Below are 17,030 nucleotides of genomic sequence, written 5' to 3'. Positions count from 1 at the left end.
GATCCGACAAAGACGAAGGGGTCAGTGGGCGCGGATCGGCATGCCCCTCATGTCGCCCTTCAGATCGCCCGCGTCGCCCGTCGCAAGGACGGTTTCGATGTTCGGGAAGCCGGTCACTATCACCCGTCCCTTGCCCTCGTCTCTCCCCGGCTCGCCCATCATGACGCCCGGCCCGTTCATGTTGCTCGTGTACGCCAGGGCCGTTCCCAGTCCCAGGCCGGACTCTGTTCCGTATCTGAACTTTTTCTTGGACATCTGGGGCGCGCCCTCCACGATGAAGACGGCGCCTTTCCCCGCTTTGTATGACGGAGCGCCGACGAGCACGTCCTGCTTCCCGTCCCCGCTCATGTCCGGCACCGCAACGACCGTGAACCCGAACAGGCCCATGTCGGCGTCTGTGGCCGGCCATGTCGCTTTGGCGTAGTACGGCGAAGCGGACATGTTGTCGCTCAGCTGGTAGAGATAGACCGCGCCCCTGCCTGCGGCTCCGGGCGCACCCGCTATCAGGTCCGTCCGGCGGTCTGAGCCGAGATCCTCAATCGGCGCGATGGAAAATCCCAAGGCGTCTCCGGCCGCCTCGCCGTAGAATTCTGTGACGCGCGCGAGCTCCGCGCCCCTGTGGATCGATACGCGGCCCTGCCCCGGCTTTAGCGGCCCGTAGCTCGGGGAGCCGATCGCCAGATCGGTCGAGCCGTCCCCGTCGCTGTCGTCGAGGCACGCCAGCGCGGACCCGAACTTGAGCTGGGACCCCGTGCCGTGTCCGTCGAGCTTCGTCCCCAGCTTCGGATAGGGCAGTCCGCCCATCATCACGACGACCCTCCCCTTGTACATCGGGTACTCCGGGGCCCCTGCGACCACGTCGCTCAATCCGTCGCCGTCGAGGTCGCAGCCTGCCACCGCCTGTCCGAGCTTCGCGCCCGCGGCACCGGAATAGACGTATCCGGCCAGATCGAGGTCGGGGCCGCGGTAGAGGTAGAACTTGCCCATGTCGCTCTTGTCGTTCTTATCGAAGCCCGGGGCGCCCACTGCCACGTCCTCGTAGCCGTCCCCGTTGATATCGCCGGCGAAGTCGACCGCGTGGCCGAACCTGTCGCCCTTGTTCTCGCCCTCCCTGCTGACTCCGGCGAAGGTCCCCTGGTTGAGGGGTTTGCCTCCGTAGAACCAGACCCTGCCCCTGTCGCTGTCGTGACCGGTCTCGCTCACGATTGCGTCCGCATATCCGTCGCCGTCTATGTCGCCCTTGACCATGGTCGTGAAGCTGTGGTCGGAGCCCGCGATCTGCATCGAGTAGAGGGTGGCGTGCTTCAGGTTGCGGACCAGGGTGAAGCGCGCCTCGTCGTTTGCCGCGCTCCACTCGAACGCGCCGGACACGATGTTCGCCGCCGCGTCCTTGAGCCCGAAGTCCGACTCGAACTGGGAGCGCTCCTCGTCGGACAGCGCCCTCGAGAGCTTAGCCCTGACGGATACGCGCAGCGGTATGGGCCTGTCGCTGAGTTCGAGCTCGGTGCCGTCCAGCCTCACGAGCCTGAGCTCCTGGAGTGCGTAGCCCGGTTCATCAGGCAGGGGAACCGGGGGGGCCTCCTCCTCGCCTTCCTCCGCAATCGGGACCCCCTCGTCGCCCTGGCTCGGGGGCGGCTGTTCGTCGATCGCGAACCACGTCGCGACCTCCTCCGCATCAACGTCGGCCATGTCCGCCTTGTGACAGCCTGCGAACGCAAGGGAGATGATGAAGCACAGACAGATAAGGATGATCGGCAGGGATCTCTTCATATAATTCCTCCGTTTTTTCCACCAATCCTCAAGACCTGCATTAAACATGCCAGGGAACAGTTTGAGATATTGTTGTCTAACTGTGCGTAATTTAAAAATTTATCTAACCTGAAACGCCATCCCTTCGCTATCATTCCGATAAATTCGTCGTTTGAATTTCGTTCATGCCCGCCACGCGCCTGCATGGCCATAGTTATAACGGATATCAATCGGTTACAATCGAATTCTCGAGCGGGTCAAAGGCCTTGCGAAAACCCATCTCTTATGACATATCCGCACTCCATTTTTTAAGCTGCGCGGACAGGAAATCATCACGGCGGGATAGCTCAGCCCCGGCGCTGCGTGCTTTTTCCGGAGGAAAAACACGGGCAGCGCCGAGGGTCCTCGGTCCGGCAAATGATTTTTTTCTTGAAAAAATCATGCCGGACCGGGAATGGTGAGAGCGAGCAAGTCAATACGGCGGGATAGCTCAGATGGTGAGAGCGAGGGATTCATAACCCCTAGGTCGACGGTTCGATCCCGTCTCCCGCCACAAACACACGGCCCAGCGGGTCAGTATCAAAACGCTGGGCCGCTGTCTTTAGCGGCCCGGCAGTTATCAAACCCTTGTGAATTCAGGTGAATATGATAGTGGAGCCGCCCATGACGAACATCACCTCAAATCCCGCGACGTCGTTCAACCCCCGGGGCCGCGGGCCCTCGGTGCACAGGACCGCCTTCGTGCACCCCATGGCCTGCGTGATTGGCGACGTGATCGTCGGCGCGAACGTCATGGTGGCGCCGTTCGCCTCGCTGCGCGCCGACGAGGGCACGCCGTTTCACATCGGGGCCGGCTCCAACGTGCAGGACGGCGTCGTGATCCACGCGCTGGAGAGCACGGGCAGCCACGCTGAGAAGAACACCTGCGAGGTCCACGGCAAGCGCTACTCCGTCTACATAGGGGAGCGCGTTTCACTGGCTCACCAGTGTCAGATACACGGGCCGTGCCTCATAGAGGACGACTGCTTCGTGGGGATGGGGTCCTTCGTCTTCAGGTCGAGCCTGGGCCGCGGCTCGGTGATCGAGCCGGGCGCCATGGTGATGGGGGTAGTGGTGCCCTCAGGTCGCTACGTGCCTGCGGGCGCGGTGCTCAGGGAACAGGGAAGGGCCGACGATCTGCCGAAGATAGACGCAGCCTATCCGCTCCGCTCGCTCAACGCGGAGGTCGTGAGGGTAAACATCGAGCTCGCCCGGGCATACAACTCGCAGCGCACAAGCGACCTCTGATACGGTTTCTTCAGGTTCGCCGCCCTGCGATTCACGAGTCACGAGTTACGAGTCACGAGTTACGAGTCACGAGTTACGAGTCACGAGTCACTAGTCACTAGTCACGGCATCTATGAAACCTATCGTCGCCATAGTCGGCCGGCCGAACGTGGGCAAGTCGAGGTTCTTCAACCGCCTGGTCGGATCCACCAGGGCGATCGTGGCCGACGAGCCCGGGATCACCCGCGACCGCCACTACGCGGATGCGGAGTGGGCGGGCCGCGCCTACATCGCGGTCGACACCGGCGGGCTCGACCTCGATCCGGCCGCCGACCTCGAGCACGAGATATCAAGGCAGAGCCTGCGCGCCATAGAGGAGGCGGACGCTGTGATCTGCCTCTTCGACGGCCAGCACCCGCCGACGTCCGACGATCGCGAGATAGTGGGGAAGCTTCGGTCTGTGCGCAAGCCTGTGCTCTTCGCGGTCAACAAGATCGACGAGGCTTCGCATGAGGCGATGCTCGCGCAGTATCACGAGCTCGGGGCGGGCGATCTCTTCCCGGTCTCCTCCGAGCACGGCAGGGGGGTGGACGACCTGCTGGACGCGCTCTTCTTGCGCCTCGCCCCGGCGGAGGCGCAGGCGGAGGAGGCGGCCGGGCACCCGAGGATCGCGGTGGTGGGGCGGCCGAACGTGGGCAAGTCCACGCTGGTGAACCGCCTCGCGGGCGAGCCGAGGGTGGTGGTCCACGAGGTGGCGGGCACCACGCGCGACTCGATAGACGTGAAGATCGACTTCGCGGGCCGCACCTTCGTCCTCATCGACACCGCGGGCGTCAAGCGCCGCTGGGGAGTCTCCGATCGGGTCGAGAAGTTCACGGCCATGCGCAGCCTGCGCACGGTGGACAGGGCGGACGTGGTGCTGCAGCTCATCGACGGCAGGGAGGGCTACACCCGCCAGGACGCCCACCTCACCGGCTTCATAGTCGAGGAGGGCAAGGGCGCTGTGCTGCTCGTGAACAAGTGGGACGAGGTCTCGATCGACTGGGACGAATACGCGGAGGGGCTCAGGCGCGGGCTCGGGCAGATGGGCGGAATCCCGATGCTGCCGATCTCGGCGAAGACCGGACTGAATTGTTTGGCGATCTTCGACCGGATCGCGGCGGTGGAGAGGGTGCTCTCGGCGAAGCTCTCGACCTCGGCGCTCAACAGGATACTGGAGGAGGCGCTCGCCGCCCACCACATGCCGGTCCACAGGGGCAGGCAGGTCAAGATCTACTACGGCACGCAGGTGGGGACCCGGCCGCCCACCTTCGCGCTGTTCTCCAACTATCCCGCGGCGGTCCCGTACTCCTACAGGCGCTACATAATAAACAGGCTCAAGTCCGCGATGGGGGCGGAGGGGGTCCCGGTCCGCATCGTGATGAAGAGGAAGTGAGGGGGGATGAGATTCATCGTGAGGCTCGTCAGGTCATTCGTAGCGGACAACTGTTTCGTGATGGCGGAGAGCATCTCCTTCTGCGCGCTGCTCGCGGTGATCCCGATCGCGATGTTCATGGTGTCCATAGCGGGATACTTCCTCGGCGCCTCGAACGAGGCGTTCCAGCGGATAGTGGAGGTGGCCGGCGACGTGCTCCCCGTGGGGCGCGAGATCTTCGTCGCCAACCTCCAGTCGGTACTCGACCAGCGCGCCTCGCTGGGGGTCGTGTCGATCTTCATACTGGTGTTCGTCTCCACGATACTCGTGGGCTCCATCGAGCGCGCCCTCGACCTCGTCTTCAAGACGCAGACCAGGCGCAACTTCTTCCACTCGAGGCTGCTCGCCATCGCGCTGATCTTCTGGGTCACGCTGCTTCTGTCGCTGCCCACGATGGCGCGCATACTCGAGGGGCTTCTCGATAGGTACGGGTTCGGCTTCCCTCTCTCCGGGCTCATGAGCGGCAGGGGCTATTTCTTCCTCGTTGCGTTTCTGGCGTATCTGATGATGATCGTCATCGTGCCGAACCGCAAGGTGTACGTGAGGTACGCGCTTGTCGGCGGCGCGTTCTTCTCCGTCGGGCTCGGCGCGGCCAAGTGGCTCTTCATCGCGTACATGTCGTTCTCCATGCAGCGCTACAACATCGTGTACGGGTCGCTGGCCGCGGCGGTCCTCTTCGTGATCTGGATCTACTATCTGTCCATGCTCATGCTCGTGTCCGCCGAGCTGGTCGCCGCGGTCCAGGAGAGGCGCATCTTCCATCGCAAAAAGGGGGAGGCCCGATAAAAGTAGCTGTAAAGTCAATTGGTTACAGCTTGACATAATAGGGGCCCTCTGCTACTCGGCAGGGACGAATTTCCATCCGGAGGTGTACCATAGCTACTTACAAGAGACTCCCGAGGGGCAAACACAGGCCGCACGACGAGTTCAGGGACTGGGGCGTGCACGCGATGCTCTGGATAAAGGCGCACTGGGTCTCCGCGGTCGAGCTCGTCGCCGTGGGGCTTCTGGTGGTCGCCGTCATGGTCGGCGCCGACGCTTACGGCAGGCGCCGCGCGCGATCGGGCGCGGAGGCCATGTTCGGGGTCGAGGCAAAGTCCCCGGCCTCGGAGGCGAGGCTCGCCGGCCTCGAGCGAGTGGCGGACGACTATTCCCGCTACTTCGCCGGCAAGAGGGCGATGATGGAGCTTGGCGGCAGGCTCCTCGCCGAGGGGAGGACCGCCGAGGCAAAGCGGCAGTTCGCGAAGCTCGCCGACGGGTCGCGAAGCCAGGCGGTGCTGCGAATAGCGGCCCTGCACAGGCTCGCCGAGACCAGGCTCGCCGAGGGCGACCCCGCCGCCGCGGCCGAGGCCTACCGCAAGGCGGCCGCCGACCCGGGCAACCTGATACCGAAGACGAGCGAGCTGATGGCGGCCGCATGCCTCGAGAGGGCGGGCGACTTTCAGGGCGCCGCCGAGCTCTACAGGATCATAATCGACGGCGCGGGCGAGGATGACAGGCTCGTCCGGGCCCGGAGCGAGGAGCGCCTGCTATGGCTTGCCGCGAACGGAAGGATATGAGGCCGGCCCTCGCGCTGGCCGCGCTTGCGCTCGTCGCGGCGGTCGCGATGCCGTCCGTCGCGCGCGCCTACCGCCAGCCCCCGAAGCGGCACTTCACGAGCGCGGAGTCGATGCGCAGGAACGAGGCGCTCAGGCGCTACGGCCGCCGGAGCGAAGCGTCCCGGCGCTGGAAGGTGAACAGGGACAGGATCTCGAGCCTCAAGAAGTCCTCCTTCTGGAACAAGAGGCCCTACCAGTTCTCCACCCCGCTCGTCGCGGACGGGAAGATCTTCATAGGGGCCGACGCGGGCAGGTTCTACGCCTTCGAGCTCCCCAGGGCGAAGAAGCTGTGGGAGCACAGGACCGAGGGGCCGATACAGTCGCAGGCCGCATACTCCGCGGGCAGCGTCTTCGTGGGCGACGCGAAGGGGGTGTTCTACTGCCTGGGCGCGGGGGACGGCTCCCTGCGATGGAGCGCGAAGCTCGACACCGAGATCATGGCGGCGCCGCTGGCGCACGACGGCAGGGTCTATGTCTCCACCATGTCCGGCAGGCTCTACGCGCTCGACCAGGCGACCGGCTCCGAATTCTGGCACACGGGCCCCATGGACCGCGAGTTCGGCTTCTCGGTCCGCAGGGCGGCCGCGCCTGCGCACGCGGGAGGGCTCATATACCAGGGGACCGCGACCGGCGACCTGAGGGCGGTGCGCGACTCCGACGGATCGGTCGCGTGGGTGAGAAGGCTCGGCGACTTGAGGGAGATGGTCTACGACGTGGACAGCACGCCGCTCCTCCGGGGCGGGATGCTCTACGCCGCCTCTGCGGACGGCTCGCTCTACGCGATGGACCCGGCAAGCGGCGCGGTCGAGTGGATGAACGAGGCGGGCGGCGCGAGCGACGTGCATGCGCACGGGGGGACCCTCTACAGCACCGGCCGCGGCAGCCTCTACTCGCTCGACCCCTCCACCGGGATGATCCGGTGGCAGCAGGACCTGGAGAAGCCGGCGCTCTCCTCTCCGGCCGCCGGCCCCGGCTACGTCGCCGTGGTCTCGACCACCGACAAGATATTCGTGATCGAGGAGGAGACGGGCGACGTGGCGTACGAGCGCTTCATCAAGAAGGGGAGCCTGGGTGACCCGTTCGTGGACGGGGACATGCTCTACGTGCTTTCGAACTCCGGCAAGCTCTACTCCTTCAAGGTGGAGCGGAGGCAGCCGAAGGGGAAAAAGTAGGCCAAATGGGTTGCCAGATCGAACCATCTTTGGTAAATTCCTAATAATTTCTTATCTCTGCATCGTGTCCGGGGGAGGCATGACACCGATCCGCAGGATCTTTCTCGTCGCGGCAGCAATCATGGCGGTCCTCGTCCCGCACGGGGTCTCGCGCGCGGACAGCCGGCACTTCAACTCCATGTTCTTCCGGCCAGCGACCGGCCGCAACGCCTACCTCATGCTCTACGACACCGAGACGCTCAAGACCCTCCAGTTCGACGCGGGGCTCTACTTCGATTACGCCTACAGCCCGCTGGACGTGAGGATCGGCACCCAGCCCACGCAGAAGGTCATAGACAACATGTTCGCGGCCCACGTGCTCGGCGCGATCGGCGCGCTCGACTTTCTGCAGTTCGGCGTCGACCTCCCCATAGTAATGGTCAACACCCTGCTCGACCCCTACACCGCGGGCGCGACCAGGCAGAACTTCATGGACCTGGGCGACCTGAGGCTCGAGGCCAAGGCCAGGGTGCTCGACGCGTGCCGCAAGCACATCGGGCTCGCGTTCGTCCCGTTCATCACCTTCCCGACCGGCCGCTCGTCCCACTTCGTGGGCGAGCCGGGGATCACCGGCGGGCTCGTGGTCGCGCTCGACGGCAGGATCCACCCGAGGTTCGGGATGACCTTGAACCTCGGCTACCAGGGGGGCCGCAAGACCACGGCCGCGAACGTGGAGCTGCAGCACAAGTTCCTCGTGGGGCTGGGCGCGGAGGGCAACTTCGACCACGGCGTGGACGCCTTCGCCGAGATCAACGCCGAGGGGGACCTCTCCAACCTCTTCGGCGACGTGGACACCAACCCCACGGAGGCCATGGCGGGGGCGCGCTGGAACATAAAGCAGACCGGCGTGAGCCTGCACGCCGGCTTCGGCACCTGCCTCGTATGCGGGGTGAAGGGCGCGCGCTTCCGCTCGGTCGTTGGCGCGAAGTACAGGCTCATGACGCCCAAATACAAGGGCAGGGAGATGCTGGTGGGGCCGCTGTGCTCCCCCGCATACGCCGGGTTCTCGAAGGGCCGGCTCTACGCCCTGGCGAAGGAGTGCCCGCCGAACCCCGAGGACTGGAAAGAGGGGGTGCACGACGACGCGTGCCCCAAGTACTACGAGCTCAAGGAGCTGGCGACCCTGGTGCTGCGCTGCCCCGCCAAAGCCGAGGACTTCGATTCGCGCTACCACGACCAGGCCTGCCCCAAGGTGTTCGACCTCACGGAGCTCTACTCGCCCGAGGAGGTCCGCAACATAGTGGCGTTGGGACTGGCCGAGATGAGCCTCGTCTGCCCCGACGACCCGGCGAACTTCAACGCGCAGATACACGACCAGGCCTGCCCCAAGTACTACGACTTCGAGGAGACGAGGGAGCTCGCCCGCCTCTGCCCGCCCGCCGACGCCTTCCGCACCGGCGTGGACGACCCGGCGTGCCCCAAGTACTACGACCTCCTCGACACCTACGGCGCGGTCGACTGGTCGCAGGTCGACGAGCTGGCCGGGCTGGAGCGCGGGCGGTACGGCGGCATACGCGGGGGCGAGATCGAGACGCTCACGCCGGTCTACTTCGACTTCGGCCTCTCGAACCTCAGGCAGGACGCGGTCCCCGGCATCATGGAGGTCATACGCACGATCAACGCCACTCCGTGGATCACCGTGGTGAAGGTGGGCGGGCACGCGGACGCGATCGGCACCGCGGCGGCGAACGAGCGGCTGTCCATGGCGCGCTGCAGGACGGTGATCGAGTACATGCGCTCGCACGGGGTGCGGCCCGGCGTGGACCTCGTCCCCGTGGCATACGGCTCCCAGAGGCCCGCCGCGTCGAACGAGACCGAGGAGGGCAGACGGCTCAACCGCAGGGTGGTCTTCACGATCACGAGCGCGCGCTACAACGGCGACATGCCGGAGGTCGTGCGGGCTGCTGGCCGGCCGCTCCCTGTCTATCAGGCGCCCGGCGTGACGCCCGAGCCGGTCCCCGCTCAACCTCAACCTCAGCCTCAGCCTCAACCTCAACCCGTCCCTTCGCAGCCGTTCTACCAGCCGGTGTACCAGCCTGTTTACACCCCGCCCGTCGCCCCGCCGGCACCTGTGCCTGCGCCTGCTCCCGCTCCCGCTCCCGCCGCTTTGCCCTCCGCAGGGGAGATCCCCGCGCCCGTCCCTTCGGGCCCGGTCATCACCGCTCCCTCTGCGCCGGACGAGGGCAGGACCGGAGACGTGGCCCCCGCGGAGCCTTCCCGTCGCTGGGCGCCGTAGCAAAAGCCCGCGAACTCCTTGACAATGCGGCCGAACCGGGTATAGGGTCCGCCAATGTTGGGCGACCGCATACAGGAAGGCCTCACCTTCGACGACATCCTGATCGTTCCCGCAGCCTCCGATTTCCTCCCCAGGGAAGCGGACATCTCCACAGGGCTCACCCGGAAGATCCGCCTCAATATACCGCTCCTGTCCGCCGCCATGGACACCGTGACCGAATCGGCCACCGCGATCGCCATGGCTCAGGAGGGGGGCATCGGGATCATCCACAAGAACTGGGCGCCCGAGGTCCAGGCCGCCGAGGTGCGCAGGGTCAAGAAGTTCGAGAGCGGCATGGTGGCGGAGCCGATAACGGTCTCGCCCGACAGGACCCTCAGCCAGCTCAAGGAGCTCTCCAGGCAGCACAACATCTCCGGATTCCCGGTGACTGAGGAGGGGAAGCTCGTCGGCATGGTGACCGGCCGCGACTTCAGGTTCGAGGAGGAGCCCACGCGGCTGGTCGCCGACATGATGACACCGCTTGAGAGGCTCGTCACCGCGCGGCAGGGGATCACGCTCTCCGACGCGCGCGACATGCTCAACGAGCACCGCGTCGAGAAGCTGCCCATCGTCGACGGCGACGGCAGGCTCATGGGACTCATCACCACGCGCGATCTGAAGAAGGCCAAGCTCTACCCGAGCGCGGCCAAGGACGCGCTCGGCAGGCTCAGGGTCGGCGCCGCGGTGGGGGTGGGCGATGCGGAGGCGGACCGCGCCCGCGCGCTGGTCGAGGCGGGCGTCGACGTCGTCGTCGTCGACACCGCGCACGGCCACTCGGCCGGGGTCGTCCGCATGGTGGGCAGGCTCAGGGCCGAGTTCCCCGGACTCGAGATCGTGGGCGGGAACATCGCCACCGCCGACGCTGCCAGGGCGCTGGCCGAGGCCGGGGCCTCAGCGGTGAAGGTCGGCGTGGGCCCGGGCTCGATCTGCACCACGCGCGTCGTGGCGGGCTGCGGGGTGCCGCAGGTCACCGCCATCGCGAACGTCGCCGCATACACGAGAAAGGCCGGCGTGCCCCTCATCGCGGACGGCGGGGTGAAGTTCTCGGGCGACGTGGTCAAGGCGCTGGCCGCGGGGGCGAGCAGCGTGATGATAGGCTCCATGTTCGCGGGCACCGACGAGTCGCCCGGCGAGGTGGTGCTCTACCAGGGGCGCAGCTACAAGGTCTACCGCGGCATGGGCTCCATCGAGGCCATGAAGAGGGGGAGCCGCGACCGCTACTTCCAGGGCGACGTCGACGACGCGGGCAAGCTCGTCCCCGAGGGCATCGAGGGCAGGGTCCCCTACCGCGGGAGGCTCCGTGACGTGGTCCACCAGATGATCGGGGGGCTGCGCTCCGGCATGGGCTACGCCGGCTGCCGGACCATCGACGACCTCTCCGAGAGGACGAAGTTCATGCGCATCACGCCCGCAGGGCTTCGGGAGTCGCACGTGCACGGCGTGATCATCACCAAGGAAGCCCCCAACTACTCGCAGGAATAAAATGGATCCCAACAGAATCCTCATACTGGATTTCGGCTCGCAGTACACGCAGCTGATCGCGCGGCGGATCCGCGAGCAGCGGGTCTACTGCGAGATATGGCCCTGCACCCGGACGGCGGAGGAGGTGCGCGCCTTCGCGCCCAGGGGCATAGTCCTCTCCGGCTCCCCGTCGTCGGTCACCGATCCCGCCTCCCCGAGGCTCGACGGCTCGCTGCTGGCCCTCGGCGTGCCGGTGCTCGGCATCTGCTACGGCATGCAGTCCATGGCCCGGGCGCTCGGCGGCAGGGTGGCCGGCTCGCAGAGGCGCGAGTACGGCCATGCGGTGATCCAGGCGGAGGAGTCGCACCCGTTCCTCGAGGGGGTGAGATCCTGGCCCATGCCGGTGTGGATGAGCCACGGCGACAAGGTCGAGGAGCTCCCGCCGGGCTTCAGGGCCATCGCGCGGAGCGCCAACACCCCCTTCGCAGCGATGGCCGACGGGTCGGACCGGCTGATCGGGGTGCAGTTCCACCCCGAGGTCGCGCACACGCCCGAGGGGGCGATACTGCTCAGGAACTTCGTGATCGGCATCTGCGGGTGCGAGCCCACCTGGACCATGGAGTCGTTCGTCGAATCCCAGGTGCGCGACATCCGCGAGCGGGTGGGGAACGACAGGGTCATCCTCGGCCTCTCCGGCGGGGTGGACTCCTCTGTGGCGGCTGCGCTCCTGCACAGGGCGATAGGGGATCGGCTCTTCTGCATATTCGTGGACAACGGGCTGCTCCGGAAGGGCGAGGCGGAGAAGGTCGAGCGCCTGTTCCGAGGCTCGTTCAAAATCAACCTCGACGTCGCGCCCGCGGAGGGGCGCTTCCTCGAGAGGCTCGCCGGCCTCGAGGAGCCGGAGGCGAAGCGCAAGGCGATAGGCGCCGAGTTCGTGTCCGTGTTCGAGGAGGAGGCGCGCAGGATCGAGGGGGTGCGTTTCCTCGCCCAGGGGACCCTCTATCCGGACGTCATTGAGTCGGTCTCGTTCAAGGGGCCGTCGGCGGTGATAAAGAGCCACCACAACGTGGGGGGGCTGCCGGAGAGGATGGGGCTTGAGCTCATCGAGCCGTTCAGGGAGCTCTTCAAGGACGAGGTCCGCGAGGTGGGGCGCAGGCTCGGCCTGCCCGAGGAGATCGTCATGCGCCAGCCTTTCCCGGGGCCGGGGCTCGCGGTGCGCATCGTGGGCGAGGTCACGCGGGAGAGGATCTCCCTTCTGCGCGACGCGGACGAGATACTCATGCAGGAGATAAAGGGGGCGGGACGCTACGGCTCGCTCTGGCAGTCGTTCTGCGTGCTTCTGCCGGTCAAGTCGGTGGGGGTCATGGGCGACGAGCGGACCTACGAGAACGTGGTGGCGCTCAGGGCGGTCGAGTCCACCGACGGCATGACCGCCGACTGGGCGAGGCTCCCGCACGAGCTGCTCGGCCGCATATCCAACCGGATCATCAACGAGGTGCGCGGCATAAACCGCGTCGTGTACGACATCTCGTCCAAACCGCCGGCCACGATTGAGTGGGAATAAATTTCAGTGACTGGTGACTAGTGACCGGCTGTAATGAACAGGTCATCTTGGTTGTCACGCCAGTCACGAGTAACGAGTCACGAGTCACGAGTCACGGATTTTCAATGCATCACGCCAACTTCGTACATCTGCACGTGCACTCCTACTACAGCCTCCTCGACGGGGCCGCGCCCATAGAGGCGCTCGCGGCCCGCGCCAAGGAGCTGCGCATGCCGGCCCTGGCGATCACCGACCACGGCAACCTCTTCGGCGCCATAGAGTTCTACCAGACCATGTCCAGGGCCGGGGTGAAGCCCTGCATCGGGGCTGAGCTCTATCTCATGCCCAGGGGCTCGAGGCTCGCCAGGGACCCGGGCCGGCAAGGTGAGCTCACCCACATCACCCTGCTGTGCAAAAACAGGGAGGGATACCGCAACCTCTGCCGCCTGATAAGTTCAAGTTATTTAGAGGGGTTTTATTATAAACCTCGAATAGATCTGGATATTTTAAGAGAAAACAGCAAGGGGCTCATCGCCCTCACAGGGTGCCTCAAGGGGTGGGTCAGCCGGGAATTGGCGGCCGGAAGGATAAAGGAGGCGAAGGGGGCGGTCGAGGAGCTCTCCTCGATCTTCATCGACAACCGCCTCTTCCTCGAGATCCAGGACCACTTCCTCCCCGACCAGGAGAGGGTGAACCGGGGGCTCATCGAGCTGGCGAGGGAGACGGGGATAGGGCTGTGCGCGACCAACGACGTGCACTACATCGGGCGCGAGGACGCGGAGGCGCACGACGCGCTGCTGTGCATCCAGACCGGAAAGAACCTCGACGAACCGGACCGCATGCGCCTGGGCAGCCAGGAGTTCTACCTCAAGAGCCCCGACCAGATGGCTGAGCTGTTCTCCGAATGCCCGGAGGCGGTCTCCAACACCGTTGCAATAGCGGAGAGGCTCAACCTCGAGTTCGACTTCAAGACCTACCACTTCCCCAGGTTCGTGCCCCCCGAAGGCCAGGACCTCGCCGGCTACCTCGAGGCGAGGGCCCGAGAGGGTCTCGAGAAGAGGCTCGAGGCGGTGTTCAGGCGCAGGGCCGAGGGGCGCGAGGAGCTGAGGGCCGGATACGAGGCGAGGCTCGAGGAGGAGATAAAGGTCATTTCCAAGATGGGGTTCGCCGGCTACTTCCTCATCGTGGCCGACTTCATAGGCTACGCCAGGAGCGTGAGGCTCCCGGTGGGACCGGGGAGGGGATCGGCGGCCGGGTCGCTCACCGCCTACTGCCTCGGCATCACGAACATCGATCCGATCGAGAACGGGCTGATCTTCGAGCGGTTTTTGAACCCCGAGCGCATAAGCATGCCCGACGTGGACATAGACTTCTGCAAGCGCCGTCGCGGCGAGGTCATAGAGTATGTGGCGAAGAAGTACGGCAACGTGGGCCAGATCATCACCTTCGGGAAGATGAAGGCGCGCGCCGTGGTGCGCGACGTGGGCAGGGTGCTGGCCATGCCGTACGCGGAGGTGGACCGCATCGCCAAGCTCATACCGGCGACGGTGGACATGACGCTCGATCAGGCCCTGAAGATCGAGCCCAGGCTCTCCGATCTGGCGCGAAAGGACCAGCGGGTCGCCCGGATGCTCTCCATAGCCAAGGCGCTCGAGGGGTTCCCCAGGCACGCCTCCACGCACGCGGCGGGCGTGGTCATCTCCGACCAGCCCCTCACCGAGTTTTTGCCCCTCTACAGGGGGTCGAACGACGAGGTGGTGACCCAGTTCGACATGAAGGCGGTCGAGAAGATGGGGCTCATCAAGTTCGACTTCCTCGGCCTCAAGACGCTCACGGTGATCGAGGACGCGGTGCGGCTCGTGGAGGAGCGGACGGGCGAGAGGCTGGAGATCGACTCCGTGCCGCTCGACGACCCGCAGGTGTTCGCGCAGCTCTCCGCCGGCGACACCCAGGGCGTGTTCCAGCTCGAGAGCTCCGGCATGACCGACCTGGTGATGAAGCTCGCGCCCACCGCCTTCGAGGACGTCGTGGCCCTGGTCGCGCTGTTCCGCCCGGGCCCCCTGGGCTCGGGCATGGTCGACGACTTCATCAACCGCAAGCACGGCCGCACACCGATCAGGCACATCCTCCCGCAGCTCGAGCCGATACTCAGGGAGACCTACGGCGTGATCCTCTATCAGGAGCAGGTGATGAAGATCGCCAACCTCCTAGCCAGCTACAGCCTCGGCGAGGCGGACCTCCTCAGGCGCGCGATGGGAAAGAAGAAGCCCGAGGAGATGCAGAAGCAGCGCGAGCGCTTCGTCACCGGCTCGGTGGCCGGCGGGCTCGCGAAGGCCAAGGCGGAGCAGATATTCGACCTGATGGCGAAGTTCGCCGACTACGGGTTCAACAAGTCCCACAGCGCGGCCTACGCGATGGTCGCCTACCAGACCGCATACCTCAAGGCCCGCCACCCCACCGAGTTCATGGCGGCGCTGCTCACCTCCGAGAAGGACGTGACCGACAAGATACTCGCCTACATGAACGATTGCCGCTCGCACGGGATAAAGGTGCTGCCGCCCGACGTGAACGAGAGCGGACACGACTTCTCCGTGGTGGGCGATCTGACGATCCGCTTCGGGCTGGCCGCGGTCAAGAACGTGGGCGACGGGGCGATCGAGAGCGTGGTGCAGGCCCGCTCCGAGGGCGGCCCCTTCGGTTCGCTCTTCGGCTTCTGCGAGAGGGTGGACACCAGGCGCGCCAACAGGCGGGTGATAGAGAGCCTCATCAAGTGCGGGGCGTTCGACTCGAGCGGGGCCCCGAGGGCTGCGATGCTCGCCGCGCTCGACACCGCCATGGAGATCGCCGCCTCCAGGCAGCGGGACCGCCACAGCGGCCAGGCCAGGCTCTTCGACATGATGCCAGCCGGCGCGAGGGAGACGCCGGAGCCTGATTTGCCCGACGTCTCCGAGTGGGGGGAGCGCCAGATGCTCGCCTACGAGAAGGAGTCGCTGGGCTTCTACATCACCGGCCACCCGCTGGCGCAGTACGAGGCGATGCTCGGTCAGTACGCCACCTTCGACACCGCCACGCTCTCCGAGGCGGGCGACGGGACCGAGGTGCGCTTCGGGGGCGTGGTGAGCAAGCTGCGCGAGATCACCACGCGCAGGGGGGACAGGATGTGCTTCGCGACCGTGGAGGACCTCAAGGGCTCGGTCGAGGTGGTGGTCTTCTCCGACCTCTTCGCCGACTGCTCCCAGCTGCTGAAGGGGGACAGGCCGCTCTTGGTCGTGGGGACCGCGGACGCGGACGGAGAGAACGTGAAGGTCGTAGCTAAGGAGATAATGCCGCTCGACGACGCGCCGCAGAGGCTCACGAGGAGCGTGCACTTCTTCCTCTCCCAGCCCGAGGTGACCGAGCACCACCTTGCGCAGCTCAAGATCGTCATCTCCCGTTTCCCGGGCGGGTGCCCGGCGTTCGTGCATCTTGTCATCCCCGAGCGCACCGAGACGGTGCTGGCGCTGCCCGAGGAGCTGAAGCTCTCGCCGGTGCCGCAGCTCGTCGCGGACGTGGACAGGCTCTTCGGCCACAGCGTCACCCGCTTCATGTCCTGATACGATGTCAAAGGCGCGAGCACATAGGAGCTTCTCCAGGAGGCCCGACCCGCAGAGGGTTCTCATCGTGGGCGTCCGCAGGGGAGGGCAGTCGAAGAGGGCCATGGAGCGCTCGCTGGAAGAGCTGGCGCGCCTCGTCGACACCGCCGGCGGCGTGGTGGCGGGCGCGACCTCGCAGGAGGTGAGGAGGGTCCACCCGGCCACGTTCCTGGGCAGGGGGAAGGTGGAGGAGCTCGCCGGGAAGGTCGCCGGGACCGGCGCCGAACTCGTGGCAGTGGACTGGGATCTCACGCCGGTGCAGAACAGGAACCTCGAGGACAGGATCGGGGTCATGGTCCTGGACCGCACCGCGGTGATACTCGACATATTCGCGCGCAGGGCTCAAAGCCGCGAGGGCAGGCTCCAGGTCGAGCTCGCTCAGCTCAAGTACCTGGCGCCCAGGCTCGTCGGCCGGGGAAAGGTCTTCTCGCAGCAGGTCGGCCGCATAGGGACGAGGGGGCCCGGGGAGACCGCGCTCGAGTACGACCGCCGCCGCGTGAGGGAGCGCATCACCATGCTCGCGCGCAGCCTCGAGGGGGTCCGCTCCCACCGCGCCCTGCACAGGGCCAGGCGCGCGTCGGTCCCGGTGCCCATGGTCTCGCTGGTGGGCTACACCAACTCGGGCAAGTCCACGCTCATGAACGCGCTCACCGACGCGGGGGTCTTCGTGGAGGACAAGCTCTTCGCGACCCTCGACCCCACGGTCCGCAGGATGAGGCTCCCCTCGGGCCGCGAGGTGCTGCTGGCCGACACCGTCGGGTTCATCGACAGGCTGCCGCACGAGCTGATCGAGTCGTTCAAGTCCACATTCGAGGAGGCGG

Annotated in this window: 11 protein-coding genes and 1 tRNA gene; 11 read left to right on the top strand and 1 reads right to left on the bottom strand. The window is 66.1% G+C overall.

Translation table 11 applies throughout. From position 1 onward, the window contains the following. Positions 1–21 precede the first annotated feature (21 nt). Complete coding sequence (locus JXA24_00150) at positions 22–1,770, bottom strand: VCBS repeat-containing protein (protein MBN1282170.1); 1,749 nt, start codon at positions 1,768–1,770, stop codon at positions 22–24. Between the two features lie 458 nt (positions 1,771–2,228). On the opposite strand from JXA24_00150, the gene JXA24_00145 reads away from it, so the two are divergent. The 11 genes from JXA24_00145 to hflX all read left to right on the top strand — a co-directional run. Then, positions 2,229–2,302, top strand: a tRNA-Met gene (locus JXA24_00145). A gap of 92 nt (positions 2,303–2,394) precedes the next feature. Then, positions 2,395–3,036, top strand: coding sequence for a carbonic anhydrase (locus JXA24_00140; protein MBN1282169.1), 642 nt, complete (start codon positions 2,395–2,397; stop codon positions 3,034–3,036). 112 nt (positions 3,037–3,148) lie between these two features. After that, positions 3,149–4,450 (top strand): ribosome biogenesis GTPase Der, encoded by a 1,302-nt coding sequence (gene der / locus JXA24_00135; GenBank protein ID MBN1282168.1) that lies wholly within the window; start codon positions 3,149–3,151, stop codon positions 4,448–4,450. Positions 4,451–4,456: 6 nt separating this feature from the next. Further along, positions 4,457–5,275 carry a YihY/virulence factor BrkB family protein gene (locus tag JXA24_00130; protein ID MBN1282167.1) on the top strand — a complete coding sequence of 273 codons (819 nt, stop codon included), beginning with the start codon at positions 4,457–4,459 and terminating at the stop codon, positions 5,273–5,275. Between the two features lie 164 nt (positions 5,276–5,439). Next, the gene (locus JXA24_00125; protein ID MBN1282166.1) at positions 5,440–6,048 is read left to right on the top strand and encodes a hypothetical protein; all 609 of its coding nucleotides are present in this window, start codon (positions 5,440–5,442) and stop codon (positions 6,046–6,048) included. After that, the gene (locus JXA24_00120; GenBank protein ID MBN1282165.1) at positions 6,045–7,259 is read left to right on the top strand and encodes a PQQ-binding-like beta-propeller repeat protein; all 1,215 of its coding nucleotides are present in this window, start codon (positions 6,045–6,047) and stop codon (positions 7,257–7,259) included. The genes JXA24_00125 and JXA24_00120 overlap by 4 nt, the downstream gene beginning before the upstream one ends. Positions 7,260–7,338: 79 nt before the next feature. Further along, the gene (locus tag JXA24_00115) at positions 7,339–9,534 is read left to right on the top strand and encodes an OmpA family protein (GenBank protein MBN1282164.1); all 2,196 of its coding nucleotides are present in this window, start codon (positions 7,339–7,341) and stop codon (positions 9,532–9,534) included. Positions 9,535–9,588: 54 nt separating this feature from the next. Further along, entirely contained in the window at positions 9,589–11,055 is a 1,467-nt protein-coding gene (guaB, locus tag JXA24_00110) for an IMP dehydrogenase (GenBank protein MBN1282163.1), read from the top strand. 1 nt (position 11,056) lies between these two features. Continuing rightward, entirely contained in the window at positions 11,057–12,598 is a 1,542-nt protein-coding gene (gene guaA / locus JXA24_00105) for a glutamine-hydrolyzing GMP synthase (protein MBN1282162.1), read from the top strand. Positions 12,599–12,702: 104 nt separating this feature from the next. Then, complete coding sequence (gene dnaE / locus JXA24_00100) at positions 12,703–16,170, top strand: DNA polymerase III subunit alpha (protein MBN1282161.1); 3,468 nt, start codon at positions 12,703–12,705, stop codon at positions 16,168–16,170. A 4-nt stretch (positions 16,171–16,174) separates the two neighbouring features. Continuing rightward, on the top strand, positions 16,175–17,030 hold an 856-nt coding region (gene hflX / locus JXA24_00095; GenBank protein MBN1282160.1), incomplete at its 3' end, for a GTPase HflX.

This window comes from Pseudomonadota bacterium, from assembly GCA_016927275.1.
Taxonomy (GTDB): Bacteria; UBA10199; UBA10199; order 2-02-FULL-44-16; family JAAZCA01; genus JAFGMW01.
This window is presented reverse-complemented; position numbering and strand designations above follow the sequence as displayed.

Bases quoted from the DNA above. Each gene is read 5' to 3' on its own strand.
- JXA24_00130 (MBN1282167.1), top strand. From the start codon at position 4,457: ATGAGATTCATCGTGAGGCTCGTCAGGTCATTCGTAGCGGACAACTGT.
- der (MBN1282168.1), top strand. From the start codon at position 3,149: ATGAAACCTATCGTCGCCATAGTCGGCCGGCCGAACGTGGGCAAGTCG.
- JXA24_00140 (MBN1282169.1), top strand. From the start codon at position 2,395: ATGATAGTGGAGCCGCCCATGACGAACATCACCTCAAATCCCGCGACG.
- JXA24_00125 (MBN1282166.1), top strand. From the start codon at position 5,440: ATGCTCTGGATAAAGGCGCACTGGGTCTCCGCGGTCGAGCTCGTCGCC.
- dnaE (MBN1282161.1), top strand. From the start codon at position 12,703: ATGCATCACGCCAACTTCGTACATCTGCACGTGCACTCCTACTACAGC.
- guaA (MBN1282162.1), top strand. From the start codon at position 11,057: ATGGATCCCAACAGAATCCTCATACTGGATTTCGGCTCGCAGTACACG.
- guaB (MBN1282163.1), top strand. From the start codon at position 9,589: ATGTTGGGCGACCGCATACAGGAAGGCCTCACCTTCGACGACATCCTG.
- JXA24_00120 (MBN1282165.1), top strand. From the start codon at position 6,045: ATGAGGCCGGCCCTCGCGCTGGCCGCGCTTGCGCTCGTCGCGGCGGTC.
- JXA24_00150 (MBN1282170.1), bottom strand. From the start codon at position 1,770: ATGAAGAGATCCCTGCCGATCATCCTTATCTGTCTGTGCTTCATCATC.
- JXA24_00115 (MBN1282164.1), top strand. From the start codon at position 7,339: ATGACACCGATCCGCAGGATCTTTCTCGTCGCGGCAGCAATCATGGCG.